19 protein-coding genes and 3 tRNA genes are annotated in these 26,513 nt (G+C 42.3%); 15 read left to right on the forward strand and 7 right to left on the reverse strand.

Annotation, left to right across the window (positions count from 1 at the left end):
* Positions 1-487: 487 nt before the first annotated feature.
* The 5 genes from gltX to N7974_RS17135 all read left to right on the forward strand — a co-directional run bounded on the left by gltX (position 488) and on the right by N7974_RS17135 (position 4,760).
* Positions 488-1,891: a glutamate--tRNA ligase gene (gene gltX, locus N7974_RS17115; protein WP_262966792.1), complete on the forward strand. Its 1,404-nt coding sequence runs from the start codon at positions 488-490 to the stop codon at positions 1,889-1,891.
* Positions 1,892-1,937: 46 nt separating this feature from the next.
* Positions 1,938-2,013: transfer RNA gene (locus tag N7974_RS17120), tRNA-Ala, on the forward strand.
* Positions 2,014-2,041: 28 nt separating this feature from the next.
* Positions 2,042-2,117: transfer RNA gene (locus tag N7974_RS17125), tRNA-Glu, on the forward strand.
* A gap of 112 nt (positions 2,118-2,229) precedes the next feature.
* Positions 2,230-2,305 (forward strand) — tRNA-Glu (locus N7974_RS17130).
* A gap of 307 nt (positions 2,306-2,612) precedes the next feature.
* Positions 2,613-4,760, forward strand: a complete 2,148-nt coding sequence (locus tag N7974_RS17135) for an FAD-dependent oxidoreductase (RefSeq protein WP_262966793.1) — start codon at positions 2,613-2,615, stop codon at positions 4,758-4,760.
* 167 nt (positions 4,761-4,927) lie between these two features.
* Here the strand turns inward: N7974_RS17135 and N7974_RS17140 are convergent, their stop codons facing one another.
* Positions 4,928-6,706 (reverse strand): hypothetical protein, encoded by a 1,779-nt coding sequence (locus N7974_RS17140; RefSeq protein ID WP_262966794.1) that lies wholly within the window; start codon positions 6,704-6,706, stop codon positions 4,928-4,930.
* Between the two features lie 477 nt (positions 6,707-7,183).
* On the opposite strand from N7974_RS17140, the gene N7974_RS17145 reads away from it, so the two are divergent.
* A complete protein-coding gene (locus tag N7974_RS17145; RefSeq protein WP_262966795.1) occupies positions 7,184-8,203 on the forward strand; it encodes a lytic transglycosylase domain-containing protein in 1,020 nt (339 codons plus the stop codon).
* Positions 8,204-8,255: 52 nt separating this feature from the next.
* On the opposite strand, the gene N7974_RS17150 is transcribed toward N7974_RS17145, so the two are convergent.
* Entirely contained in the window at positions 8,256-10,127 is a 1,872-nt protein-coding gene (locus N7974_RS17150; RefSeq protein WP_262966796.1) for a transglycosylase SLT domain-containing protein, read from the reverse strand.
* A gap of 639 nt (positions 10,128-10,766) precedes the next feature.
* On the opposite strand from N7974_RS17150, the gene rimO reads away from it, so the two are divergent.
* Complete coding sequence (rimO, locus tag N7974_RS17155; RefSeq protein WP_262966797.1) at positions 10,767-12,080, forward strand: 30S ribosomal protein S12 methylthiotransferase RimO; 1,314 nt, start codon at positions 10,767-10,769, stop codon at positions 12,078-12,080.
* Between the two features lie 498 nt (positions 12,081-12,578).
* On the opposite strand, the gene N7974_RS17160 is transcribed toward rimO, so the two are convergent.
* Together N7974_RS17160 and N7974_RS17165 are read right to left on the reverse strand one after the other, a co-directional pair.
* Positions 12,579-14,483: a DCC1-like thiol-disulfide oxidoreductase family protein gene (locus tag N7974_RS17160; RefSeq protein WP_262966798.1), complete on the reverse strand. Its 1,905-nt coding sequence runs from the start codon at positions 14,481-14,483 to the stop codon at positions 12,579-12,581.
* 135 nt (positions 14,484-14,618) lie between these two features.
* Complete coding sequence (locus N7974_RS17165) at positions 14,619-14,750, reverse strand: hypothetical protein (RefSeq protein ID WP_262966799.1); 132 nt, start codon at positions 14,748-14,750, stop codon at positions 14,619-14,621.
* A gap of 229 nt (positions 14,751-14,979) precedes the next feature.
* On the opposite strand from N7974_RS17165, the gene N7974_RS17170 reads away from it, so the two are divergent.
* Both N7974_RS17170 and N7974_RS17175 read left to right on the forward strand, forming a co-directional pair.
* Positions 14,980-15,366, forward strand: a complete 387-nt coding sequence (locus N7974_RS17170) for a hypothetical protein (RefSeq protein ID WP_262966800.1) — start codon at positions 14,980-14,982, stop codon at positions 15,364-15,366.
* Between the two features lie 80 nt (positions 15,367-15,446).
* Positions 15,447-15,812, forward strand: coding sequence for a hypothetical protein (locus N7974_RS17175; protein WP_262966801.1), 366 nt, complete (start codon positions 15,447-15,449; stop codon positions 15,810-15,812).
* Between the two features lie 91 nt (positions 15,813-15,903).
* Here N7974_RS17175 and N7974_RS17180 read toward each other — a convergent pair whose 3' ends face one another.
* On the reverse strand, positions 15,904-16,089 hold the full coding sequence (locus N7974_RS17180; protein WP_262966802.1) for a DUF2970 domain-containing protein: 186 nt from the start codon (positions 16,087-16,089) through the stop codon (positions 15,904-15,906).
* Between the two features lie 97 nt (positions 16,090-16,186).
* Here N7974_RS17180 and metH point away from each other — a divergent pair, with 97 nt between their 5' ends.
* Genes metH through N7974_RS17195 form a run of 3 tightly spaced genes read left to right on the forward strand, consistent with a single transcriptional unit; the run spans position 16,187 to position 20,655 of the window.
* Complete coding sequence (gene metH / locus N7974_RS17185; RefSeq protein ID WP_262966803.1) at positions 16,187-19,870, forward strand: methionine synthase; 3,684 nt, start codon at positions 16,187-16,189, stop codon at positions 19,868-19,870.
* A gap of 9 nt (positions 19,871-19,879) precedes the next feature.
* Complete coding sequence (locus N7974_RS17190; RefSeq protein ID WP_262966804.1) at positions 19,880-20,386, forward strand: TIGR00645 family protein; 507 nt, start codon at positions 19,880-19,882, stop codon at positions 20,384-20,386.
* Positions 20,386-20,655, forward strand: coding sequence for a glutaredoxin family protein (locus tag N7974_RS17195; RefSeq protein ID WP_262966805.1), 270 nt, complete (start codon positions 20,386-20,388; stop codon positions 20,653-20,655). Before N7974_RS17190 ends, N7974_RS17195 begins: the two co-directional genes overlap by 1 nt.
* 117 nt (positions 20,656-20,772) lie before the next feature.
* On the opposite strand, the gene fae is transcribed toward N7974_RS17195, so the two are convergent.
* Positions 20,773-21,285 (reverse strand): formaldehyde-activating enzyme, encoded by a 513-nt coding sequence (gene fae, locus N7974_RS17200; protein WP_317451622.1) that lies wholly within the window; start codon positions 21,283-21,285, stop codon positions 20,773-20,775.
* Between the two features lie 409 nt (positions 21,286-21,694).
* Between fae and N7974_RS17205 the strand changes: the two genes are divergently transcribed.
* Both N7974_RS17205 and N7974_RS17210 read left to right on the forward strand, forming a co-directional pair.
* Positions 21,695-22,450 carry an IS5 family transposase gene (locus tag N7974_RS17205; protein WP_262966806.1) on the forward strand — a complete coding sequence of 252 codons (756 nt, stop codon included), beginning with the start codon at positions 21,695-21,697 and terminating at the stop codon, positions 22,448-22,450.
* A gap of 210 nt (positions 22,451-22,660) precedes the next feature.
* Positions 22,661-22,873, forward strand: coding sequence for a cold-shock protein (locus tag N7974_RS17210; protein ID WP_305852357.1), 213 nt, complete (start codon positions 22,661-22,663; stop codon positions 22,871-22,873).
* A 676-nt stretch (positions 22,874-23,549) separates the two neighbouring features.
* On the opposite strand, the gene N7974_RS17215 is transcribed toward N7974_RS17210, so the two are convergent.
* On the reverse strand, positions 23,550-24,617 hold the full coding sequence (locus N7974_RS17215; protein ID WP_262966807.1) for an SDR family oxidoreductase: 1,068 nt from the start codon (positions 24,615-24,617) through the stop codon (positions 23,550-23,552).
* 628 nt (positions 24,618-25,245) lie between these two features.
* Here N7974_RS17215 and N7974_RS17220 point away from each other — a divergent pair.
* A complete protein-coding gene (locus N7974_RS17220; RefSeq protein WP_262966808.1) occupies positions 25,246-26,379 on the forward strand; it encodes an NADH:flavin oxidoreductase in 1,134 nt (377 codons plus the stop codon).
* The last annotated feature ends 134 nt before the right edge of the window (positions 26,380-26,513 follow it).

A 26,513-nucleotide genomic window follows, 5' to 3' on the forward strand; every position in this document is an offset into this window, starting at 1 on the left:
AAAACTTTTTATAAAGTGCGCAGGTTCGTGCATCAACATGCTGTTGAAATACGTCCAATTCTAACACTGATTGGCTTACTCGTTTTCCTGCTGTTTTTCTAAGCTTAAAAACTTGAACATCGAGTAATAACAAAATCATTGGCAGTTGTCAGGCAGGTTGTCGGTTTTAGTGTAGGGGTTTGTGTATTATCGGCAAAGCGCGTTAGTTAAGGAAAAGCGGTTGCAGTCCTTGAATACAATTCAGGTTCAGATAATTATCGTAGCGGTGTTATGATCCGGGCTTAAGTATAAAAAACAATGTTAAAATAGCTAATTAAAAGGTCGGCACACGAGGAAATAGTGCGTCGATGGCTGTTTTAGAAAAATGATCATGCCAAGGATGGTGTTGTATTAAGTTATCAAGCGCTGTGATTTAAGTTTCGCCAAACGAATTCCGGCAGAGTGCGCCAACAGAATTTTATTAACCAAATAATTAACTATTATCATTATGACTATAACAACACGTTTTGCCCCCAGTCCAACCGGTTATTTGCATGTCGGTGGTGCGCGTACGGCTTTATTTTCATGGCTTTATGCACGTAAACACGGAGGTAAATTTATTCTACGGATTGAAGATACCGATCTGGAACGATCAACACAGGAATCGGTTAATGCCATTCTGGAAGGCATGTCGTGGTTGGGGCTCGATTATGATGCTGGGCCTTTTTATCAAACCCATCACTTTGATCGCTATAAAGAAATTATCCAGCAGTTATTAGTGCAGGGCGATGCTTACTATTGTTACTGCAGCAAAGAGGAACTGGAACAATTGCGCACCGAGCAAATGGCCAATAAAGAAAAGCCTCGCTACAATGGTAAATGTAGAGATTCAGACGAGTCGCAACTAGATCGGGAGCCAGTTATACGCTTTAAAAATCCGGTTGATGGCGTTGTTACTATTTCCGATCTAGTTAAAGGTGATATTGTCGTTGCCAATAAAGAACTCGATGATTTGATTATCGCCAGAGCTGATGGTACGCCAACTTACAATTTAACAGTTGTTGTCGATGATATGGATATGAACGTCACTCATGTTATTCGAGGTGACGATCATATAAATAACACACCCAGGCAGATGAATATTCTTAAGGCACTGGGTGCCGAGTTACCAAAGTATGCGCATTTACCCATGATTTTGGGTGCTGACGGTGCGCGCTTATCCAAACGTCATGGCGCAGTCAGTGTCATGCAGTTTCGTGATGATGGTTATCTGCCGGAAGCCTTGCTAAATTATCTGGTGCGATTGGGCTGGTCTCATGGCGATCAGGAAATATTTTCCATTGATGAGATGGTTGAGTATTTTGAATTGAATGACGTTAATGTGTCAGCATCGACCTTTAATATGGAAAAGTTGTTGTGGTTAAACCATCAATATATTATGAATAGCGATCCTGCTCATGTTGCACGCCATTTAAGCTGGCACATGGGGCAGTTGGGTATTGATCCTGCTGATGGCCCGGAATTGGTTGGTATCGTAAAAGCGCAAAGGGAACGTAGTAAAACTCTGGTTGATATGGCCGCTGCCAGTGTTTATTTTTATAAGGATTTTGATTCCTATGATGAAAAAGCCGTTAAAAAGAATTTTACTGTCGGATCAGACCATGTTTTAGCCCGTTTACATGATGAACTGGTAGCAGTGACTGACTGGACTGGTGAGGGTGTACATGAAATTATTGTTAATCTTGCCGAAACCTTGGGGCTTAATATGGGTAAAGTCGCTCAGCCTTTACGTGTAGCTATCTGTGGGTCGGCAGTTTCGCCAGCAATTGATGTTACTTTGTCATTGCTGGGGCAAGAAAAAACCTTGGCCAGAATAGAAAAAGCCATTATTTACATAAGAAGTTTAAATTAATGTTGGACTTAACCAATATATCCTATATAATCCTCGTTCTTTAGTTGGGGCCATAGCTCAATTGGTAGAGCGCAACACTGGCAGTGTTGAGGTCAGCGGTTCGATTCCGCTTGGCTCCACCAAAAAAAGAAAAGTTTGTTAAAATTGCTAGTCCCCATCGTCTAGTGGCCTAGGACACTGCCCTTTCACGGCGGTAACAGGGGTTCGAACCCCCTTGGGGACGCCATTTTTAATAGCTAATGATTGACCGGTTTTTATGTGTTAAAAACCAACAATTTTAAAGTTTATGTTTTTATCCTTTACGGATAGCCTTATCAGGCCAGACTAAACCAGTTTTAGTCCCCATCGTCTAGTGGCCTAGGACACTGCCCTTTCACGGCGGTAACAGGGGTTCGAACCCCCTTGGGGACGCCATAAAATAAAAGGCTTATCATTTGATAAGCCTTTTTTTTTGCCTGTAATCCTGTAACGTGTATATTATCCTTTCACATATCAGCCGACCAAGTACCTACAAGCATCTTGCCTAAAACCAGCAACTTAAGATACTGCAGTACAAGTTAAATCTCGTTTATTATTCCTTTAAGGCGGAAGCCGAAAATAGCTTATTAAGCAACTAGCCGGCGTTATTCATTTTATTCAAAAGGAATTCATGCATGTTCAATCATGGTAAAGAGTCTGAGCTGTTAGTCGCTATTTTAGTTAACAAAACCGGGTGTGTGTTATGAAGGTATCAAAAACTTTGTTATTGATAGTTATTGGCATTTTATTACTGGCTTTTTTCATTTTCGATCTTCAGCAATATCTGACGTTAGAGGCCTTAAAATCGCAACAGGCCGCTATCGAATCCTTCCGCATGATCAATCCTCGCTTAGCTATTATCATTTATGGCTTGGTGTATATTGCTGTTACCGGCTTGTCGCTGCCTGGCGCTACCGTACTGACTCTCGCGGGTGGAGCGGTGTTCGGATTATTTTGGGGTACGGTGATTGTTTCTTTTGCTTCCAGTATTGGTGCAACGCTGGCATTTTTGGCGGCGCGGTTTTTATTTCGGGATACCGTTAAATCGCGATTTGGGGTACGCTGGCAAGAAATTGACGAAGGCGTTAGCCGTGAGGGTGCCTTTTATTTATTTACGCTGCGTCTGATACCTCTTTTTCCATTTTTCATCATTAATCTGGCGATGGGCTTAACGGTCCTGAAAACGCGGACGTTTTACTGGGTTAGTCAGGTTGGAATGTTGGCGGGTACTATTGTTTATGTTAATGCCGGTACCCAGTTGGCTAAAATAGACTCACTAACCGGAATATTGTCACCAGCATTACTGGGCTCGTTCATATTATTAGGGTTATTTCCTTTGCTGGCTCAAAAAATAGTGCAAGTCTTAAAAAATCGTAAAATTTACGATCAGTGGTTAAAGCCTCAGCGTTTCGATAATAATGTCATTGTGATCGGTGCCGGTTCCGGTGGTTTGGTTGCGGCTTATATCGCAGCTACCGTAAAGGCCAAAGTCACCTTGATTGAAAAAAATAAAATGGGTGGCGATTGCCTTAATACCGGCTGTGTACCGTCCAAAGCGCTGATTCGTTCAGCCAGATGGCTGGCACAGCTTAAACGCTCGCAAGAATTTGGCATCAAACAGGCGCAGGCAGAATTTGATTTTGCCGAGGTAATGAATCGGGTGCAAGCGGTGATCAAAACCATTGAGCCGCATGATTCAATTGAGCGTTATACTCAACTCGGCGTCGATATCGTAATTGGCGAAGCCAAAATAATTTCCCCGTGGGAAGTTCAGGTTAATACTGATGCCGGTATAAAAACCTTAACGACGCGCTCAATCGTTATCGCTGCCGGAGCAACCCCGTTTCTGCCATCAATACCGCGCATTGACAGCATTGATCCTCTTACTTCGGATACTATCTGGAGCCTGCGTAAATTACCCGAGCGTCTGCTGGTGCTTGGCGGCGGCCCAATTGGCTGCGAACTGGCACAATGTTTTGCCCGTCTGGGTAGTAAGGTGACTATTGTCGAGCAGGCTACGCAGTTATTAGGTCGTGAAGACCCGGAAGTATCGAAAGCAGTTATGGTTGGTTTTGAGCAGGAAGGCATTGATTTACGCCTTGGTCATACTGCCAAGGAATTTATACTGGAAAACGCTGAAAAACACCTGATTACCGATTACCAAGGGTCGTTGGTCACCATTGCCTTTGATCAGGTGCTGGTCGCTGTAGGTCGTACTGCCAATGTTAACGGTTATGGTGTGGAAGCGTTGGATATTATTTTATCACCAAAAAAAACCATAGCGATCAATGCCTTTCAGGAAACCAATTATCCCAATATTTATGCGTGCGGCGATGTTGCGGGGCCTTATCAATTTACGCATGTCGCTGCCCACCAAGCCTGGTATGCGTCTGTTAACGCTTTGTTCGGCCAGTTTAAGCGGTTTCGCACCGATTATTCGGTGATACCTTGGGCTACTTTTACCGATCCTGAAGTGGCGCGGGTTGGCTTAAATGAAGTTCAGGCGAAAGAGCAGGGCATTGCCTATGAAGTATCGACTTACCATATTGGTGAGCTGGATCGCGCTATCGCCGATGGTGAGGCGCACGGTTTTGTTAAAGTGTTAACGCTACCTGGCAAAGATAAAATTCTCGGTGTTACCATCGTTGGTGAGGATGCCGGAAATTTGATTGCCGAGTTTGTACTGGCAATGAAATACGGCATCGGTTTAAATAAAATTTTGGGCACGATCCATATCTATCCAACCCTCGCCGAGGCCAATAAATATGTTGCCGGGGTCTGGAAGCGAGAGCACGCGCCGCAAGCTTTATTACGTTGTCTGGAGCGCTTTCATGCGTGGCGGCGGGGCTAATCTCTGGTTTTTAATGCTGATTAATCATCGTTAATAGTCATGAATATTAATCAGGATGGTTTGTTATCGTTTAGCTTGTTCAAATTGATGAGTGAGGTATTTTTCTTTAGAAATCAGTTAGGTAGCCGGCATGTAGTGGAAATAGTACCGTAACCCCCGGCAGTCTTTCATGGTGTCGGTCTTCGCGCCTCGCGAAACCAAAGCCGGTAATGCTCCATTTTTGCGTGCTGCTGCGCTGGTGCGTGACGGCGGCAGGTGGAATACTCCTCCGTACCTGGTTTTGCGCCCCATCGGATTTCGCTACAGTCATTCGGATTGTAAGTCATTTCATAGGCTGGTTTTCGTGCCAGCACATCGGCTACAGAAAGCTCCCACAAGCTGCCGTCGGTACGCGTATAGTGGATGCTGAGTTCCTTGATACGCCTTGCGTGATACTGCTCAATTTTGGCCTGTGTCTCTGCAGGATTCCTGTCATTCATCAAGAACAACTCGGGATGGCGCATGATTTTTTCTGGGAATCCTTTCAGTACTTTGATAGCGATGATAAGGCGCATATCTCGCGACGGCGTGGAATAGTCCTCCCAAGGGCCGATGCTCTGAAAAATCGCTGCACCATCAGGCATGGGAATAATGCTACCGGGATTTTTGCGAAAATATGCCTCGCTGTTATCTATGGAGGTTACGCGCGTCTCGATTTGTTCTACTAAGGCATTCAGGGTGGTTTCGTAGGCTTGTATTATTTCAAGACCTTTGGGGTTGATGAGCTTGGCGAGCTTGGTGTAGAAATCATCAGAGGAGAGTTGGTCCTGTTCAAGGGAAAAGGGCGTAAAGCCCGGATTGTCAACCAGTTCATCATTGGAGAGCGTCCTAAATTGATTCGAGGTTCTGCGAACCAAGGGCCGGAAAGTCTTAAACCCAGGTCCGGCATTGGTAACGTTGGTAAATAGAAACGTGCCTTCCCAAAAGCGTTTGCGGGTAATAGAGTTGTCTGGCTGGGCATCAACGGCCAGCAAGATGCCAGGGTTAACCGCTGTCTGCGGCACCCATTTAACCAGTACCAGCACATGGCCGTAGGGGTCGGCATAGACGGTCCCCGGCCAGAGTATCTCCCGGCTGAGAGCGATGGGATATAGGTCTGTGGATTCGTCCTCAAGTCCGGTTCGGAGCGAGCCTGAATGGATGGTATTCGCCAATTGTTCGTTGACAAGCCTGAAGCTGACCGGTGAGTTGATGCCGTGGGTAAATTCGGTCTTGATGTTGGCTGCTCCACAATGCGGTGGGGTATTAGCCGTGCCACGTCCGCATGCACGGAAGGCGATTGGCAGGCCGACCTTCCAGGCAAAATAAGCTCGCAAAGTATAGGGCAGGTCTGCACAATCGGGAGTCAGTGCCAAGCGGTTGTCTTCGTTAAGGCCGAGATAGTTGTACAGAAAATTGCGCTCGTTGTTACGTAATACTGGCTCAAGGGAAGTGAAGTTCAGGTTTTCTTTGGGTGGAGCACCAAACAACGCTTCGACCCAGGCAGAATAAAAGGCTTCAGTGGCAAGTCCCCACGTGTTGGCGTTTTTCTGTGTGTTTGCGCCGCCTATGGTGAGCGTGTGACAGGCGGTAAGCTGGTTGTCCCGCTCGGCTAAGATCTGATAAGTTCCCTCGTTGAGTCTTTCCAAGGTGCCGGTTAGGCTCCAAGGCGGACCACCTCGATGGCTATATTTTAAGGATATACGCTGGTCTTGGCTGTCTATCAGGGTCAGATCCGACAAGGGGGCGTCTGTAGATACGGCCATGATTTTGATCGGCTCATCGGTTTTAGGGTTAAGAGGCGAGATCCAGATATGCGTATCGCCGGTTTCTTTGCATGAATAATTCTCGGCCAGTGCCACCGAAATACTGGCTCCAGTCAGTAAGCAAGCGAAAAAATAGTGAAAAATTTTGACTTGGATTGTCATATCTGTACATCTGTTTTAATAATAGACAGGTTCTGTCTTTACGGGCCATTACTTTTTTGGTTAATACGTTACACTATCCTATGATAGCGAGATATTTACGCTAATCATAGCTGAGATAAGACGGATCGATATCGGAATTATGAAGCAATTTGCATTGGTTAATTACTTGCAGAACAAAGACATAATGTCCAAAAAAATACTGGCGAGTTGGCTATGTTCTTTGTAGGAAGTCGTCTGTTATCAGTTTTTTAATAAAATACCTTAAAAGCCGGTCCGAATCGAATGCGTTGAAAAGAAAATTCATGTAAAAGTAAATTTATTGACTTTTTCTGAAAAATTGGAGTAAAAATACGCATTTATTAACGCGTTAGCTTTTGGCTGTTCAAGTTCGCCCGGAATTTATATTAAAATTAATCGGAATATGCAAAACACACTCTTTAAACTGATCAATATTATATTGGATTAATGTACTAACAAATGAATCAACTAATTATGCGTATTTGGTTATTGTTGGCTATTGTCGTTGTGTTAAATTCTTGTAGTAGCACTGCGCCTACGGTCAATTATGATAACACCATGGCAGACCAAGCTATCATTCAACCTCGGATGACGACTCCGCAAAACGTCTATGGACTATCGACTCGCTCCGGCATATTTCAAAAGCCTGGCGAACTGGAACCTGCAGTAGAGTTCTGGCGAAAAACCTATACGCTTTGGCATCGCTCGCAAGTAGCGTTTCATGATGATCGTTATTTGGATGTAATTTACGAGGTGATTGATTTACCCGGCTATGTCGACGAAAGTCTGACCAGCGAGCAAAAAGAAATAGTTAATCAGCACCGTGATTTTTGGAAAGTCCAATTAGCGATTTTGGAGAGTAAGTTGAGTTACAACGCGCAGTTGAATGCTACTGACAAGCAAATAATTGCCAAACTGCAAAGTACCGGCAAGCAACTTAACAGTGTATTAAGCGGTGCCGCCGAGCGGGTGCGATCGCAACGTGGAATTAGGGAGCGCTTTAAACGCGGACTCGATATCAGTCGCCGTTACGACATGCAATTTAGAAAAATATTTCGCGATGCAGGTTTACCTGAAGATTTGGCTTATTTGCCACATGTCGAATCTTCGTTTCAACCGGCGGCAAAATCCTCTGCCGGTGCCGTGGGTATGTGGCAATTTACCAAAGGTGCAGCAAAAACTTTTATGCCTGCCGGTAACAGGGTTGATCGACGTCTGGATCCTTTTGCTTCGGCCGTTGGCGCGGCCCGTTATCTTAGCTATGCTTACAGTAAACTACATGACTGGCCCACGGCGATTACCTCTTATAATCATGGCATCGGAGGTATGAAACGGGCACAAAATCAAGTTGGCCACGACTTTACTCATATCGTAAAGGCTTATACAGGTCCAGCGTTCGGTTTTGCCTCCCGTAATTATTATGCCCAGTTTTTGGCTGCACGCGACATTGCCAGTAACCCGATGCAGTATTTCCCGTAAACGTATTTCGCGTTATTTTTGAGAAATTTTCAGTATCTTATCAAAGTCATATCTATATGCTTTTTTCTACCTGTTTTAAATTTGGGTTCAAATCAATGGGTGATATTCCTGATTGGTCTGGCAAGCGCGGTGTCGTTTGATTGGTATTTAAAATAAGTGATAAGAAGGGCTCAGAGATAGTTACCGGATTAGTCTCTTTAACGGGTGATATATCAGTAAGCCGGGATAATACGGTTTTTTGCCCCTCAAGCATTAATGGCTCTCTTCTTTTTAAAGGGGCATTAATTGCTGCCATTGTGGGTGGTTTATTCATAAATTGAGCAATACTGGCTAATTGTTGATGCAATTGGCTCGCGTTAGCTGCCGGCATGAGCAAGGTAAATGGTCCGTTGACTGCCAGTTTGGAATGAAGATAGCCGGGGTTAAGGCGACTAAACTGTTCGTAACTGAGATTGGCAAGTTGTGCAACCTCCCTAAAATCTTTTTCAGCCAGATAGTCAATGTCGTGTTTGCGATCTATTTTTACTTTAACAAAATAGGGTTCATTTCTAACCTGAGCAAGTTTTAATCCGTGCGCATCGGGATTGGCAAATATGCTGGATAAGGCCAGTAAACGGGGTACATACTCCTGCGTTTCTTCGGGTAAGCGTAAAGACCAGTAATCCGTATCAAGACCGTCGGCGATATTGCGATTAATCGCATTGTCGACAGCACCCAGCCCGCAATTGTAGGCAGCCAAAGCCAGCAACCAGTCACCCTTGAAATGCTGATTTAAAAATGACATATAACGCATTGCGGCCTGTGTAGAGGCGGTAATATCAAGTCTGCCATCATATTGTTCATTTTGATGCAGGTCGAAATCATGCCCTGTGCTTGGAATGAACTGCCATAATCCGGCGGCGCTTTTTGGCGATAATGCAGTGGCTTGATAGGCGCTTTCTACAATAGGTAATAAAGCCAGTTCATAAGGTAATTTATGTTCACTAAGGCTCTCAACAATGTGATAAAGATAGGGGCGTGCACGTTCACTGACTTGAAGTAGATAATCGCGGTGTTGCGTGTACCAAACTACATGCTTGTTAACCCGATCATACTTAATTGCTTCTTTGGCGTGGTTAGGTGTTAGGGGCATTGAGTTTTGTACAGAAGCTAAAGCAGTTATGACTGCTTTAGCTGGCTGATCCGTTTTGGTATTTTTTAGTAGTGGTAAAGTGTTTTTGATAAGGGGATCGGTGGGGTTTTTAAAGTCAAGCCGGTGTAGTCTTGGATGAAACTCAATTCCCGAATGGAGTTGTGTTTGATAGGCAGTATTTTCATGCAAGGTATTGTTTGTTGATGAAATTGATTGCTCTGGCGATTCTGCCTTATCACGAATTCTTGAAGAAAGAGTGGCGTTAAGTTTAAGGCGACCATAAGGCGTGTACTTATCAACAGGCGCAGATGTTGTTACTGGCAGTCTGAGTTTTTGTAGGGCAAGCATTCGTTGTGAGCGAGTTATTACGGCGAAGTGTGGTGCCGGGTTGATGCGGTCATCTGGCGCTGAGGCAATTTGGGTATTTAAAGTCGTAATTGTTTCACGATTAATAGCAATGCGGTTATGAAGACGCGTCCTGGTAACTGGTAGCGTGGGTAACTTATTGTTATTTGTAAAGAGTTGATTTGGAAGCGACTCAACTTTGCCTGGCCTGGGGATTTTCATGCCGGAACGAATGCGCTCCCAAACGTTGCCAGGATTTATTAAGTTTTTTTGCTTAACAGGAGATGATTGATTTTTTTTATTTTTTACTCGTAAGTGGGAGGTATGTCCACGCTGGCTATTATTTTTATCGGCTTCAATTTCCATAGAAGCTGCCAAAAGCTGAGTGGATTGTGTCAACAATATCGAACCAACCACTATATTTAATACCAAGACTAATAGTCGCATTATATAACTTCTCTTTATCCAGATTACTTTTGGTAAAAATCTGGAATGTAATGGATGCACATGCTCGTGATACAAAAAAGCAGAAGCAATAAAAAAATTTGTTATTAGTCCTTTAAGAACTTGGTGAACTTATATACCAGTATAGTTTACCGCCGATAATGTACCTGTTTTAGTTAGAGTCTGGTATTAAAAAATTCATTCTTGTCATGGCTGATCAGTTAACTCGGATATTTTGGTGATTATAAGTCAGTCAGTTCCTGCCAGTAACTGCTGTTTTTCTGTTTGATTTTACAGGTTTTCAATTTAAAAGTTTGTTTTATCGATTAATTTCAGCGCATTGGCGGTAATCCTGTGGCGCGTAAATCGATGGCTATATTACACAGGAATACCGTGAATAAAGGGTTTTCAGCACTAAATATCGGTCCTTACAGTCTTTGGAGATGAACAAAAATTCTGTGTAATTTTGGTATATTCATGCTTGGATATTGCCTAAAGTGATAGAATACCGGTTTTAGTACATCAATAAAAAGCAAATTCAATCGCTAGTCAGTTATCGCCAATACCTAAACAGCATGATGACAACTTTTGCGTCTGATTATCAAAAAAACATCACCTTACTTCCATACTTTATACATATTTATGACAAAGATCCCCACTGTTGGCTTTATTAGTTTAGGCTGCCCGAAAGCGCTAGTTGATAGCGAAAGAATTTTAACCCAGCTTCGTTCCGAAGGTTATGACATTTCACCGACTTACCAGAACGCTGATTTGGTGATTGTTAATACCTGCGGATTTATTGATGCAGCGGTAGAAGAATCACTAGATAGTATTGGTGAAGCTTTAGCAAAAAACGGTAAAGTGATCGTTACCGGATGTTTGGGTTCCCGTGAAGATGAAATCAGAGCGCGTCATCCTCAGGTTTTAAAAGTCACTGGTGCACATGCTTTAGAGGAAGTCGTGGCTTCGGTACATGAATATTTACCACCCAGACATGATCCTTTTACCAGTCTGTTGCCGCCCCAGGGGATAAAGTTAACACCGGCTCATTACGCCTATTTAAAAATATCCGAGGGCTGTAATCACCGTTGTACGTTTTGCATAATCCCGTCAATGCGTGGAGATCTGGTCAGCAGGCCCATTGATGATGTTTTGTTGGAAGCGGAGCGTTTGGCGAATGCAGGCGTAAAAGAATTATTGGTGGTTTCACAAGATACCAGTGCTTATGGGCTGGATTTGAAATATCAAAGCCAGGACTGGAAAGGGCGTTCTGTTAAAACGCGTTTTTATGATTTAGCCGAGGCTTTGGGTGATTTGGGGATCTGGGTGCGTATGCACTATGTTTATCCGTATCCTCATGTTGACGAAGTGATTCCATTGATGGCAGAAGGAAAAATTTTGCCTTATCTGGATATTCCTTTTCAACATGCCAATAGCCGTATTCTTAAATTAATGAAGCGTCCAGCGGCCAGCCAAAATAATTTGGAACGTATTAAGGCATGGCGGGAAATTTGTCCTGATATTACTTTACGCAGTACATTTATTGTCGGGTTTCCTGGGGAGACTGATCAGGAGTTTGAACAATTATTGCAATTTATGACGGAAGCACAACTGGATAGAGTAGGTTGTTTTGCTTATTCTCCGGTAAAAGGAGCTGTTGCCAATGATTTACCTGATTTGGTCCCTGAAGAAGTGAAGCAAGAGCGGTTGGCGCGTTTTATGGCGCATCAGGCCGATATTAGTGCTGATCGTTTACAGCAACGCATAGGCAGAATTGAAACAGTGCTTGTTGATGAGGTCGTAGAAGAAGGTGCGGTTGCCAGAAGTAAATCGGATGCGCCTGAAATAGATGGGCAGGTATTTATTGATGGTGCCACGCATCTTAAAGTCGGCGACTTTGTTGATGTTGAGCTTGAAGAAGCGGATGACTATGATTTATGGGGACGTTTGGTATAGCGTTTATTAAGTGTTTTACTTAAGCGTGACCGTTAAAGCTTTAAGAAATGTAAACAGAAAACCCGGAGGTAGGACCGGGCTTTCTGTGATTACAAAAGTTTTTTGTTTATAGTGCAATAGAACTAGAAACTTTTTGCTTTGAATCATCCGGGTTATCTATGCAGCCAGACAAACCAACAATCATTAATGCCATTGCTAAAAGAGCTAAGATTTTTTTCATGAATATATCCTCCAAACGGTTTTAAATTATTTTATTTATTATGCGCTAGTTCGTAAAAAAGCACGGACAATTTATAACATGACTGGAATGATGATGCAATAATAAAAACCAGATTAGTTGCTCCATGAGGCTGTCCGAGAATAGAAAATCGACTGCGGAAAAGCTATTTTGGCCCTGTTTTCCGCCCATTTTCGTTTAATTGAACAACTATTTGTCTCAAATGACCAAAATAGCCCTCCCTTGCTACCGCTCCTATTCTCGTACAGCCTCTTGGACAATTATAACGAATTGATATTGTCAGGTAAGTCGAAGGAAATTAAATGATTAGTCCATTTTACTGTGCCTATGGTTGTCCATGGCGCTGAAAAGTTTTGATGTAATTGATCATGAACCCAGTAAGTTGGCGCATTAATTTTTTTCATCTTAATATGAAAGACTGTTTTGTCAAGATCTAAGCCCGTTTTTTGTCCCCAGAAAGCTGTCACTTTCATGATAAATTTTTGTAAACGGGTCTTGTTGATAGTCGGTGTGACGGCAATATTAGCCCACATGGAATGAACGCGTCCCCAGTTTGGCGCTAGCAGACGTCCTTCCTCATTAACAAAAGGTAACCAGCGTTCAATGCCGTTTTGATCAGTATAAGTGATCGCTAAAATATGATCATAGCCTGCAAAATGATCATGTAGATAAAGGGCGTGCGGGGTAATACCAAAAAAGGTCAGTGATACCATAATAAGCGCGTTACTGGCTTCAGCAACAGGTGCGCTTATAGGGTTGTTTTTCACCTCTAAATTCAATCGATAAATAAGTGCATAATGAATGGTACTGTTTAATTGTAAAACAATTAAAGCAATGAGTATTTTTGCCAGCTTTCTGGAAAATGCTTTGGGTTTTTGGTTGGCAAAAGATTCAAAAATTCGATGATACCAATTGTTGTCGTGCAGTTTTGGCGATATAAGGCAGTCAGTTGTGCAAGTGACACGATCACGTGAGTCCGCAATAGCCCGGTACTTTGTTATCGCCAGAGTATGGATTCCAGGTAAGCTTAAAACAAGTCCTACAGGATATAAATAACGCATCTTTTTCAGTATTTGAATATACGTGTTGACGCCTGAATAAATGCGATTTTCATTGTCCAAAGCATATAAGTCCAGCAACAGCGTTTCAGCGGGTATTGCCGTCATTGCCGGATAGTGGGCGGCATTAGCCTGAGCACTTTTAAAGTCTATACAGTTAAATATATCGAAATGATTAAGAATAAGTACCGTACGGTTACACAAAGGGCATTGTTGATCAAAGAAGACGATTAGTGACGGTTGTTTCGCCGTTAGCTGTTTACCGATTGCACGCCACCAGCTAAAAGGTACCAGTAGTGTATAAAATATCAACATTCCCATGCCAAAAGGATAGATATTTAATGACAGGGTAATACCCAGATGTATGCCAAGACCCACGAATAAATAAACGCTACGTAATCGGCGATTTGAAAAAAAGAATAAAAAGGTAAATTGAAAAACCAGTATCGTATAGCCTATGGTTTTTTGTAGTAGCTCGTTATTCAGCAACAACGACATGTCGATAGCCGAAACATAATAGGGCTGTGTTGATGGTAGCCACGAGCCAAGGCCGTTTCGCCAGTGTTCGGCAAACAGCTTATGGACAGCCGAATCAAAATAGAGAAAGCCAAGGCAAATCAGAATCGGTAAGTAGTAAACGAGACCGGAAACTGTTGGTTTTGAATAGGTATTGTAATGGGTAAACGGTGTGCTGAGTTTACGTCTTAGGTTATCTATCGAAAATGCGCGGTCTCCCGGCATAAACAGCAGAAAAAAACCGGCACCGGTCATAAATGAATCAAAGCCGCCATCAAAATCACGCTGCATAGTGGTGAAATTTACGAAGACAATCCAGAAGATGTAATTACTGATAACGGCAAATTGATAGCGATAACCAACGATAATAAACCCGGCAATAATACCCCATAGGCACAAGAAAAACGGAATCATGGGGAATTCAACGTCTATATAGGGGGTAGGATCAAAGATTAAATGGTTGAAATACAGCAGGAAAAAAATTTCCTGTAAAGCGACCAGTCCGTAAAAAAGCCGGAACAAGCCAACACCCGTTGCCGGGACTTGTTTGGAGTGAAGCGCGAGGATTTTAGTGATTATGAATTTATACATTTCATTAATAAAAATGTGTAAATTATAATACAGTCACGATCTTGTAGTGGTTAAATATTCAGGCAAAAAAATACCGCTATCTATTCACTGGGGAAAGATAGCGGTCTATAAACAACCGAAACTGTTTAGTTACGCTTATTTTTCGTCGTCTGGATGTTCTGCGAATACCCATTTCAAAAGGGCGTATACAGCCGCCACAACTACAACAGCGCCAACCATGCCAGCTGGTGTTTTCAATGATTCAGTTAGATCTAAAATAAAACCCATGTATGTGTCTCCTACCTAATAATTCTTATATTTGAAAATTGCTAGTTTCATAGCAAGCGGAAGTTGCATCATACTTTAGGTAAAGTTAAAGTCAAGGCTTATCGTTTGTGGAAATTAAAAATAGCCGGGTAAAGAAATATTCCTGACTATTGTTGTTAAAGCTCGATAACCGATGTGGTATAGTTTGAATTCTGTTTTTGAAGCTGATAGATCGGGGAGAACAATAATAATGAAAAAATACGTTAAAATATTACCATTGGCAGGACTTTTGTTTGCATTTTCGGCGAACGCTGACGTCGCATTAAAAGATAGCTCTGAAATCTTGGGAAAATGGGATTTATATGCCGAAGCAACCAAATTAAATGGCGAGCAAAAGGCTGTTACGGTTGAGTGGGATTTTAAAGCCGATGGTGTTCTGCAAACAACGGCAACAGATTCTGTTGGTCGAACCAAAGAGATGAAAATAGCCATCAAATATACTGTTGAAAATGGCGAAATTAAAAAACAGACAACGCCTGGACGTGAGAAATATGAATCATGCAAAGTTGTTGAAAAAGAAGGCTCTAAAATGATTTTAAAATGTACATATCTTTACTTTTTTCTAACAAAAATATAACTATAATTATTAAAGGGGTATAAATTATGATAAGCGGCATGGTAATGGTTTTTGTAGCAATCTGGATTTATCAGTCGGCTATGAAAGCAAAAGTAGACAATGTAATGATGTGGGTTGCTGGCGGTGCAGTTTTGTTTTTCACCCTGGTATTTTTATTACAGTACATTAATATCAATATTTTGGAATCATTAAGAGCTAGTGAAGGCGGCGCTGTCTATGAAGCAACCCAAGGTGCTGATAGAAAAAATGAAGGCGATTTTACCGGTTTTTCCGGTATATTGAAGTCACTTTATGAAGAGCTGTCACCCTCTATCATCAGCTTTATTGCTATTGCTTTTTTGCGTCTTAAATTGATTACTAAAGAAAGTTTTTCAGTGGCAAATTTATTTAGTGGTTTCAAAGAGATGTTTAAAAATATAAAGCAAAGTTTCAAAACATCAGAATAATAAAAACAAACATAATAGTAAAAAAGCTCAAGTTCTGCTTGGGCTTTTTTATAGTGTTTTATCCTTTGTGCAACTTGTAATACTGAGTTATCTATACGATAACAGAGACAAGAGAAACAACTGCGATAACAAACAGAATAGTACAAATCAATCCTGCAATAATGTAAGTTGAAAGCGACCCTTGTTCGAAAGCTTTTTTTCTGCTGTCTTCACTTTGTACACCGATAAAAGCAGATAAAACGCTTTTAAATACTTGAGTAATCGTTGGTTTTGACATCCTCATCTCCTAAATTATAGTGATAAAAATAATAGTGCTTGATAGTCTTTTAAGCAATGATTATCTTCACGTGACATAACTACCCTTGGCACAATCAATGAGCAAAACAGAATTATTAAAACAATGTATGTCCCAAAGAATCTTGTTTCTGGATGGCGCAATGGGTACGATGATCCAAAGCTACAAACTGGAAGAAAAAGATTATCGTGGCGAGCGTTTTGCTCAATGGGATGTTGATTTAAAAGGGAACAATGATTTATTGTCATTAACTCAGCCTGATATCATCAAGGCTATTCATATGGCTTATTTTGAAGTGGGTTCCGATATTGTCGAAACCAACACTTTCAATTCAACCTGTATTGCCATGGCTGATTACCGAATGGAATCGTTAGCCTATGAAATTAACGTTGAATCGGCCCGTTTAGCCAAACAAGCTGCCGACGAATACACCCAAAAAACACCGGAAAAACCACGTTTTGTTGCCGGTGTCTTAGGCCCTACCAATCGCACGGCTTCAATGTCACCTGATGTCAATGACCCCGGCTTTAGAAATATTTCCTTTGATCAACTGGTTGATGCCTACACGGAAGCAACACGCGGTCTTATTGACGGCGGTGCCGATATTATTCTGATTGAAACTATTTTCGACACGCTAAATGCCAAGGCGGCAATTTTTGCCGTTGAACAATATTTTGAACAACTCGGCTATAAATTACCGGTGATGATTTCCGGCACGATTACCGATGCGTCCGGTAGAACACTGTCTGGACAAACCGTCGCCGCTTTTTGGAATTCATTAAAACATGTTGAGCCGATATCTTTCGGTTTTAACTGTGCCTTGGGCGCGAAAGAACTACGCCAATATATAGATGAATTATCAACAATTGCCGATACGCATGTCTCTGCTCATCCCAATGCCGGGTTGCCGAATGAGTTTGGTGAATACGATGAGTCACCGGAAGCAATGGCCGAAGAGCTCGCCGATTGGGCGCGTAGCGGTTATTTGAATATTATTGGCGGTTGTTGCGGAACTTCACCTGCACACATTAAAGCCATCGTCGAAGCTGTTAAGGCTTGCCCTCCGAGAATAATTCCGGAAATCGAGAAAAGATGTCGTTTGGCTGGTCTTGAGCCTATGTCTATTGGCCCTGACACACTCTTTGTTAATGTTGGCGAGCGCACCAATGTAACCGGTTCCGCTGCGTTTAAGCGCCTGGTTATCGCCGGTGATTTTGAAACGGCTTTGGAAGTTGCCAAGCAGCAGGTTGAGAGTGGTGCGCAGATTATCGATATCAACATGGATGAAGGCATGTTGGAGTCTAAAGAAGCGATGGTGCGCTTTTTGATGTTGATTGCCTCTGAGCCGGATATCGCCAAAGTACCCATTATGGTAGATTCCTCTAAATGGGAGATTTTGGAAGCGGGTCTTAAATGTATTCAGGGCAAGGGTGTGGTGAACTCAATTTCACTAAAAGAAGGCGAAGCCACTTTTATTAAACATGCGAAACTTGTGCGTCGTTACGGCGCGGCAGTTATCGTTATGGCCTTTGATGAAGAAGGGCAGGCGGATACAAAAACCAGAAAAATCGAAATATGTCAGCGGGCTTATAAAATCCTGACCGAACAGGTTGGGTTTCCGCCTGAAGATATTATTTTTGATCCCAATGTGTTTGCCATTGCCACAGGAATTGACGAGCACAATAATTACGGACTGGATTTTATTGAAGCAACTCATGAGATTAAGCGAACGCTACCTTATGCACTGATTTCCGGCGGAGTTTCCAATGTGTCTTTTTCGTTTCGCGGTAATAACCCGGTGCGTGAAGCGATTCATGCGGTGTTTTTATACCACGCCATTCAAGCGGGTATGTCTATGGGGATTGTTAATGCCGGTCAGCTGACGATTTATGCCGATATACCTGACGATTTACGTAATGCGGTAGAAGATGTCGTATTAAACCGCCATGACGGCAGCGGAACTGACAAGTTACTGGAATTGGCAGAAAAATATCGGGGTGATGGCAGTAGCAGTGAAGTCAGACAGGAAAATCTGGAATGGCGGGAGTGGCCGGTTAGTAAGCGCCTTGAGCATGCCTTGGTTAAAGGGATCACTGATTACATTGATGAAGATACCGAACAAGCACGACTGGAAGCGCAAAGACCCTTGCATGTCATAGAGGGTGCCTTAATGGATGGTATGAATGTTGTCGGTGACTTATTTGGCGCAGGTAAAATGTTCCTGCCACAAGTCGTTAAATCAGCGCGTGTGATGAAAAAAGCGGTAGCTTATTTAATGCCGTTTATGGAAGCGGATAAAGCGGGTAGCGAGAGAAAAACCAACGGTAAAATTCTCATGGCAACGGTAAAAGGCGACGTGCATGATATTGGCAAAAATATCGTTGGCGTGGTGTTGCAGTGTAATAATTATGAAGTGATTGATCTTGGCGTTATGGTTCCGGCAGAAAAGATTTTGCAAACTGCACGTCTGGAAAAAGTTGATATTATCGGTTTAAGTGGTTTGATTACGCCATCTCTCGATGAAATGGTGCATGTGGCCAAAGAAATGCAACGTCAAGGTTTTACTATTCCTCTAATGATTGGCGGTGCGACGACTTCCAGAGCGCATACGGCAGTAAAAATCGAGCCGCATTACAACAAGGGCCCAACGATTTATGTCACAGATGCTTCTCGTGGCGTCGGCGTGGCCAGTAATTTGTTAAGCACCGAGTTAAAGGATGACTTTGTCAAAAATGTACGCATAGAGTATGAAGAAGTCAGGGATCGGCACAAAGGTCGTGAAGCTAAAACCAAGCAGCATTCTCTGGAAGCTGCAAGAGATAACAAGTTTAACTGGGGAAGTTACGAGCCGGTTAAACCGTCATTTTTAGGCATTAAAGTGTTGGATAATTTTCCGCTTGATACTCTCGTGCCATACATTGACTGGACGCCATTTTTTCAAACCTGGGAAATGGCCGGCAGTTATCCAAAAATATTGGACGATCATGTGGTCGGGATTGAAGCCAGAAAGTTGTTTGAAGAAGCCCAAGCAATGCTGCAAAAAATCACCAGCGAAAAGTGGCTGACTGCCAGAGCGGTAATTGGCTTTTTTCCGGCAAACAGTGATGGTGATGATGTTATCGTCTACACCGATGATACTCGCGAGCAATCGCTTGAAACTTTACATCATTTACGTCAGCAAAATATTAAAGCACCAGGACGGCCCAATTATTGTCTGTCTGATTTTATTGCGCCGCTTGATAGTGGTAAAGCCGATTATATCGGTGCTTTTGCCGTCACCACAGGTATTGGTATAGAAGAAAAATTACAGCAATTTGAGCAAGATCTTGATGATTACAGTGCCATTATGCTTAAAGCATTAGCAGACAGATTGGCCGAAGCGTTTGCAGAGTATCTGCATCAAGCCGTCAGAAAAGACTATTGGGGTTATGCCGAAGAGGAAACTTATGATCCCGGCCAGTTAATTAACGAGGCTTATCAAGGCATACGTCCTGCACCCGGTTATCCTGCGTGCCCTGATCATACCGAAAAATCGAAGTTGTTTGAACTGCTTAATGTCACCGCAAATACCAGTATAGAGCTTACTGAAAGTTATGCCATGTATCCTGCATCAGCAGTCAGCGGCTGGTATTTTTCGCATCCTCAGTCACAGTATTTTAATGTCGGAAAAATAGATAAAGATCAGTTGCAGGATTACGCCAAGCGTAAAAATATTGCCGAAGAAATTGCCGAGCGTTGGTTATCGGCACATTTACACCATTAAGGAAAAGCCATGTCATTACCACAAAAAGCAAGCCATACAATCGAGCGATTAATGTATGCTAGTCGCTGGTTATTGGCACCGGTTTATTTGGGCTTAAGTCTTACCTTGGTGGCGCTGTTTATAAAATTTTTTCAGGAGCTCTATCATTTTATTCCATTTATCCTGGAGCTTGACGAGTCCCAGCTGGTCTTAAAGCTGCTGTCCTTAATCGATCTTACCCTGGTCGGCAATTTGATAATTATTGTCATGTTTAGTGGTTATGAAAATTTTGTCTCGCGTCTGAATATTAGCGAGACAACCGAGAAGTTGGATTGGCTGGGTACCCATGATTATGGGTCTCTAAAAATGAAAGTAGCGGCCTCCATAGTCGCAATATCATCCATTCATTTACTAAAAATCTTCATGAATATTGAGACGGTTAATAATGACAAAATCATGTGGTTTGCTCTTGTCCATATGACCTTTGTCATGTCAGCCTTATTGATGGGTTATCTTGATAAAGTGACGAAGCACTAATGACCCAATTATTGCTTTTGGGGACATCCGGTTGTCATTTATGTGAGCAAGCGGAAGAGATTATCAATGCTTGCTTGCCTGATAACCTTGGCGTCAGGATTGAAATCATAGATATTGCCGAGCAGGATCAGTGGCAAGAAAAATATGCTATTCGTATTCCTGTTTTATATCATCCGGAAACCCAAAAAGAGCTGGGTTGGCCATTTGAGAAAACACAGGTTATTCAATTTATTAATGCGTTAAGTCATGGCGAAGTAACTTCTTATTAGTCCAAGTAGCTTTATAATTTCCAATATGACAGCATGATATATAAATTGCGAGTTAAAGATACTTTGGCGTCTAGGTAAAGTATCTTTAACAGTTATGCAAGGTGTATTTATCGCCGATTAACTTTCGTTATTAACAGCGAATGGATGCAACGCAGTTGATTTTTCAGTAACGACTTCTGCAGCGCTTGGTGATCCGGCGATAGCTCGTTTCAGGGCTTCTTTAGTAGCTTGATAGTTAAATTTTTCTATTAACGCATCATCTTCTGCTTGCCAGTGAATGAATACACCCACACAAATGAATAAATCATCTGCTTCATCCGCCGGGATTGTGCCGTCCTCAACACAGTCAGCAACAGCCATGGCAACGCCACGTTGAGCGGGACCAAACATCTGTACGGCTTGTTTAGCACCTTTGATCGTTACTTTATTAAATAAAATAGTTGCAGGTTTAACCATTAAATTAGGTGCGACAACTGCTAATAAGGTTGTAAAACCTTTTTTGTTATTTGTTAATGCATTTGCAAATGCATACTCAGCCACTGAGCCTCTTGGGCCAATGATCAAGTCAATATGTGCAACTTCATTACCTTCGCCTACTAAAGACTCACCAATACACAATTTATTAATTATTGCCCGGTTTGTATATTCTCCTGTGCCGAAGAAATTTGAAATATAGTCCAATATTGACACTTTTTTGCCCCTTATTTTTTATTTTAAAAACATAAATTTTACCATTTTATTGATGACAAAATGTACTATCTTACTTAGGTATTTGATAATATTTCCTGTTGTATACCTAATACTTGATATTCAAGTTTTTTAAATTTTTTGCAGACAGATACATCATTGCCACTAAGTTAAGAAAAGCATCATTATCTCGGTAGGAATTGCCGAGATTCAAGAGCTATGGATGGTAACTCATGAGCGCATCCCTGTGATCTGGTTTCTGGTAAGTCCTGCCGGAGTAGCTGTAATGATCATAAATCCTAGGTTCTGTTGACGTTTCACCAATCCGGTAGAATAAGTCGTTTTGAATGAAATGAAGCGGATAACATTAAGTGATGAAGAGTGGACTCGTATTTTGGCAAGCTTAAAAAAATTGCCTGGAGTTCATATCGGTTTACCCGATATTTGCAGGCAGTTTGTTAATGCCATTTTGTGGATATTACGTACGGGAGCACAGTGGCGTGTATTACCGTCAACGTATGGTAAATGGAATAGCATCTTCAAGCGTTTTTCACGTTGGTGTATCAATGGCATATGGGGTGAAATTCTCTGTCATCTTGCTGAAGACGCTGATTTACAAGATGTTTCCATGGATGGTTCAGTTATTAGAGCACATGCCTGCGCAGCTGGAGCGGCATATAGTTCTGCTGAGAATGAAGCACTTGGGCGCTCCAAAGGTGGATTTGGTTGTAAGATTCACGCGCTTTGTGATGGCTTGGGCATGCCCATCAAATTTATCCTGACAGGCGGGAAGGAGGCTGAATGCAAGCAAGCCATATCTTTATTGGAAAATGTTAATGCTTCAGCCGTTTTAGCAGACAAAGCCTACGATACGAACGAGTTGCGGGAGTGGTTAGCCAGTCGTGAAATAAAAGCGGTTATCCCACCTAAATCGAACCGAAAAGAAGATATTGAGTGCGATTATTGGCATTATAAGGAGCGGCATGCCATTGAATGTATGTTCGGTAAGCTCAAGCACTATCGCAGAATTGCTACACGATATGAGAAAAAAGCTATTAATTACATGGGGATGCTATCATTTTCCTCGGTGCTTTTATGGCTGAGGTGAAACGTCAACAGAACCTAGGGAAAAATTAATTTGACATTGTTAAAATAATACTTATAATTCCCGTAGGCTTGAAAATATGATTTACCCTCTGTTTACCGTTTCGATGTTCCTCCTAGTAGTAGCTCGTCCTTGTTTCATTAAGTAATTTCAAAATTTCTCAGCTCTATCCGCCTTAATGGCTTTATTACCTAATATCTACAGGACTTCATTATGTCTACAATCACTACTGGTACCGTTAAATGGTTTAACTCTGATAAAGGCTTCGGTTTTATCGAACAAGCATCAGGCCCTGACGTTTTCGTGCATTTCCAACAAATCAACAACTCAGGCGGCTACAAGTCTCTTGATGAAGGCCAAAAAGTACAGTTTACTGTCACTCAAGGTCAAAAAGGCCCGCAAGCAGAAAACGTAACTGTTATCTAAATGCCAAGCGTCTGTTGCTGCACACCCTGTGCGCAGCAACAGAGTCTAAAAATCAAAGATAGTTTACAAAAATAGTCAGCTTATTTCTTATGTTAGCTATAAAATGGAGCTTCTTGATAAAGGCTAAGTATTAAGGTCGAGTACTTGCTGACTGGTGCAATTTCCTCGCCCCGACCAAACTAATAACATAACCAAGTGCAATCTCTGCTGTCCAATCGACTCGATCAAACAGGCTTCGTTCTCATCATCAATAGTACGGCTTTTAACGCGAATTTACTTCCGTTTAAATCTGATTCCAATCCTTCTTGAGCCAGTCGTTCCGGGACTAGTTCGACGGTACGCATTGAAATACCAAAAGCTTGGTTTTTTGGCTAGTCTGGCCATTTCTCTCCTAACTCGCTAATATCAGCTTTGAGTAGTATTTCAGGATATAGCCTTTTATGAGCGGCCACTTTGTCTGTATGAATCAAACATCGCAAATACGTGCGTTAATCTTCTGTTAGCTGTCTATGTATTTCTTTTTCAGTGATGTTTATTAATGTCAACGTAAAGGCATTATATGTGGATTATCATTTGACATATCAACGCTGACTTATTACTAGATACTGAATCCTTGCATTTGTTGTTAATAAAAAAAATTCTGCGCCGCTTGGGTATATTAATTCTTGAATATCGCCTACGGAATCAATCGCTCTGCGCGTAGCTGAGCAAATAACGCGAAAAAGGAATCCTCGGTTACTTGGTAGCCGGTAAAGCCAAGCTTGCGACTGCGTGCCATGTCAGCCATTACTTCGATTGGTCGACCCAAATCAAGGTCGCTATGCCATGGCGATGCCAATTTGTTTAAGTCGGGCTCAATCAAATCATGCCGCTCTGCCATCTCGGACCACAGCGCATGATCGTTTGCCATTTCTATCTCAAGCGGATGAATTATACCGTCAAAGCCGGCCGACTCAACTTCAAACCAGTTTGCGAGTCTGCCCCATAGCCATTGCCAGCGAAATAAATCACCGTTGACGATATTGAAGGCGGTATTGTGAGCCGCTTCGGTATCAGCCGCCCACACCAGTTGCTTGGCCATTTGATGGGCGTCGGTTACATCAGACAGACCTTGCCATTGGGCTTGTGAGCCGGGCCATTGAAACGGGCGGCCGATTTCCTTGCAAATCGACGCATACACGGCCAGCGTAGTGCCCATGTTCATTGCATTACCGATTGCCTTGCCGATAATAGTATGTGGCCTATGTATCGTCCAACTAAAATCGTCACGCGCTGCCGCAGTGAACAATTCGTCCTCTTGCTCGTAATAAAAATTCTCTAGGGGAAGTCTTGGTTGTTCTTCGCGTAACGGAGTCTCTGGCAGCATACCTGCACTTGCGTATGCCTCGAATGGCCCCAAATAATGTTTTAGCCCCGTTACCAGAGCTACATGGCGTACGGATTTTTTTAGTGCCAATGCTGCTAGCACATTACGGACCATTGCTCCATTGACACGAATGTTATCGGCTTCGGTATCCTGGCGCATCCAGGCGGTAATAAATACGTGGGTTGGTGCGACGTTGGCTAAAGCAATTTTCAAGCTGGTCGGATCAAGAAGGTCGGCTGCTATCGGGAGTAGGCCTGATATTCCTTGATGCGGATTGCGTGCCAGACCATAGACGATCCAGTCATTGGAAATAAGTTCAGTTGCCAAATTACTGCCGCCGATTCCGCTTGCACCGACTATTAACGCTGTTTTTTGCATGCTTTATTCTCCAGTGTCTATATAAGTAATTTACTGTACTGTAAATTACTCTATCAGTCTAACCATTTACTCTGATACAGGAAAAATAGTTATTTCTGTCAATATCATAGCTATCTAGACAATTCTTGGTTTTTCAGTATAAAAGTCTAATAAAGAAGATTTTAGTTATTTCCGACTCCCATCTTAAAAATTATCAATAAGTTGCCAACCTTATGGTTTGAAAATACAGCAGTCTTTATAATGGATAATGTTCTGTGTGCGTTACCGTACTGAATGATCCCAAGTTTGAAGCTATAGTTGTGCTAACTTTAATACTTTCAAATAAATCGAACGGCTACCCATTAGTTGATGTAACAGGCCAGACGTTGGTAAATGGTAACTAATCATACAAGCTACATGATCGGTTGCGAGAACAGTATTTAATCGATCGTAAAATTATAATCTGTCTGATTTTTTTATTTAGAATCTGGTTTTGTAAAGCTTTTATCTCTAGGCATATCTTAATTTTTTGTGAAGGTTTTTTTAGTCTCAAAATACGGAATCTGTATTTTTATTAAAGCTGTGAACAACATAATCTCATTATTTTTTGTTCAATCACAACTCATACATATTTTATAAGGAAACGATAATGGCTACTCTCCAAAACAACTCAAAACAAGCGCTTTTTTCACCCATACAGTTTGGTAAAAGCCGGCTTTCAAATCGTATTGTGATGGCGCCAATGACCAGAAACAAATCTCCGAACGGGATACCTACTGATAAAGTAGTGACTTACTACCAAAGACGCGCTGAAGGCGGTGTTGGTCTGATTATTACAGAAGGCACTTATATTGGTCATCCTGCGGCTAATGGATATGCCGGGGTGCCGGCATTCCACGGGGAAGCGGCTCTTAATGGCTGGAAAAAAGTTGTTGATGCCGTACACGAAGTGGGTGGCAAGATTATCCCTCAACTATGGCATGTAGGAGCAGCAAGACAACCGGGTGTAGAACCAGACATCACTGTTCCGGGTTATGGGCCAATGGCAGTAGAAAAAGAAGGCCGGCAAGTGGTAAAGGCAATGAGTCAGCAAGACATTGATGATGTCGTTACCGCTTATGCCCAAGCAGCTGCAGATGCAGAAAAACTGGGCTTTGATGGTGTAGAAGTTCATGGTGCTCATGGCTATCTAATTGACCAATTCCTATGGGAAAAGACTAATCAACGTCATGACAGCTATGGTGGAAGTCTGGAAAATCGCTTGCAATTTGCTGTGGAGGTTATCATGGCTGTCCGTTCTAAAGTGAGCGCGGATTTTCCGGTAACATTTAGGTTTTCACAGTGGAAACTGGGAGACTACGATGCAAAAATCGCCGAAAACCCGGAAGATTTAGGTACAATTCTGACTGCTTTGGTCAATGCAGGAGTAGATTATTTCCACCCGAGTACCAGAAAGTTATTCAAGCCGGCATTTGAGGGCTCAACTGACTCACTTGCAGCCTGGACCAGGAAATTGTCGGGAAAACCTGTGATTGCTGTGGGCAGTGTTGGTTTGGAGAAAGAATTTCGTACCGGCCATTTTACTCGTGAAGAATCACCCGATTCGAATACGTCGGTTGATGTGGATGCACTGAGTAAAGGAATCGATGAAGGAAGCTTTGATCTGGTAGCTGTTGGTCGAGCGCTTCTTGCTGACCCAAAATGGCCAAACAAAGTAAAAAAAGGCAGTTTTGACGAACTTGTTAGTTTTAATGCCAAGGCTTTGGATCAGTTGGTTATTTAATTTCAAGCAATACCTTCGCCAATTGGCATGAGTAATTTATAGATATCGAAGGAAAGAGAAAGGTCAGAGAAGGTAGAATACCGCTTCTAACAGAGCATTCGCACCCAAACTGACCATGAACGAAATCATAGCAA

This window comes from Methylobacter psychrophilus (genome assembly GCF_025583945.1).
Lineage (GTDB): Bacteria > Pseudomonadota > Gammaproteobacteria > Methylococcales > Methylomonadaceae > Methylobacter_C > Methylobacter_C psychrophilus.